We start from the raw sequence: 1,549 nt of genomic DNA, 5'->3' as shown, positions 1-1,549 counted from the left end.
AAAAAACAATGGTAACAGGGATTACCGCATACAAAAGGAGGTCACCAAATGTATTATAACACAATTTATGTGGGAATGGACGTTCACAAATCAAGTTTTACACTTTGCTCGTACACAATCGAGGCAGAAAAAGCCTCACACTTCCAACGAACGGAAGTGGATTACAAAAAAGTGTTAAAGTATCTTGAATTTCTCCGTACTGTTTATGGGGATGATGCACGATTTGTCTGCGGCTATGAAGCCGGATGTCTGGGCTACACTTTGTACCACCAGCTTACAGAACATCATGTGGAATGTGTGATCCTGGCACCAACAACAATGCTGGAACAGCGAAGCAGGAAACGGATCAAAACGGATAAGCGGGACGCAGAGGTCATTGCCAGATGCCTGGCACAGCATAATTACAGCGCAGTGCATATACCGACTGCAACAGATGAAGAAACCAAAGAATATCTCAGAATGAGAAATGATCATAAGCTGGCATTAAAAAGGATAAAACAGCAGATCCTTGCGTTTTGTCTGCGTCATGGTCATATTTATGGAGGAAAAAGCAATTGGACAATATCTCATTTGAAATGGCTGAAGGAACTGGAACTAAATAGTATGCATCGCGAGATTCTTGATGAGTATCTGCTGACCTATACCACGCTGACAGATAAACTGGAACGTCTGGACAGCCGGATCGAGGAGATCGCTTCAAAACCGGAATACAATGAATCGGTCAAAAAACTAAGCTGTTTCATTGGGATCAAAACACATACTGCATTGTCCACACTTGTGGAGGTTGGTGATTTTCACCGCTTTGCCGCTGCTTCAAAATTTGCATCCTATCTTGGGCTTGTACCCGGTGAAGATTCCAGCGGTGATGATCAGACGAGACTTGGCATCACAAAGGCCGGAAACCGGCATCTTCGCCTGCTGTTGACAGAAGCTGCACAATGTTACGCTCGCGGACAGATCGGTTATAAATCTAAGGCATTAAAAGCACGGCAGTCCGGAAATCCCCCAGAGATTATCGCATATGCCGATAAAGCAAACGAAAGACTGAGGCGTAAATACTATAAAATGGTTCTTCAGGAAAGAAAAACACATAACGTAGCAAAAACAGCGATCACAAGAGAACTTGTCTGTTTCATATGGGGCATGATGACTGACCGTATCGCCTGATACTTATATAACAGCAGCCTGTTTAAGTCAAGGCCGGGCCGCTGTACAGCGTTGCTGACGCAGCCTTGACTTAAACACCGTGCAGTTATAATTGTTAGTTAAGCATGTGTAAGGCAGCTTACGCCGCATACACATGGCACTATACCATAAAACTGAAGACATCCTGAAAGGGTTTCGGCCATTTCAAGGTTCGAGCTATCTGCGATCAAACTTTGTTGGCACAGCAAAAGCTGTGATCCACGCGCGAAGACAGTCAGAGCTCACGGCGGACCATTGACCTGTAGGTAACCAATCCACGTATATCAGAGTGGCCAATGCCGGGAACTGATACTCCGAAGCTCTTTCTGGGTGCCTTCAGAAAACAGAATAATTAATTTTTTTT

At 44.4% G+C, this 1,549-nt stretch carries 1 protein-coding gene; it reads left to right on the top strand.

Going from position 1 to position 1,549, the window contains the following annotated elements; all coding sequences use genetic code 11:
- The first annotated feature begins 48 nt into the window (after nt 1-48).
- A complete protein-coding gene (locus tag DXA20_RS15885) occupies nt 49-1,167 on the top strand; it encodes an IS110 family transposase (RefSeq protein ID WP_118562101.1) in 1,119 nt (372 codons plus the stop codon).
- Nucleotides 1,168-1,549 lie beyond the last annotated feature (382 nt).

Origin of the sequence: Roseburia sp. AM59-24XD (genome assembly GCF_003478445.1) — a bacterium.
Taxonomy (GTDB): Bacteria; Bacillota; Clostridia; order Lachnospirales; family Lachnospiraceae; genus Jutongia.
The sequence above is the reverse complement of the archived record's forward strand: the minus strand, read 5'-3'. Positions and strand labels throughout refer to the sequence as shown.

Excerpts from the sequence above, each read along its gene's own strand:
- DXA20_RS15885 (WP_118562101.1), top strand. The coding sequence starts at position 49 with ATGTATTATAACACAATTTATGTGGGAATGGACGTTCACAAATCAAGT.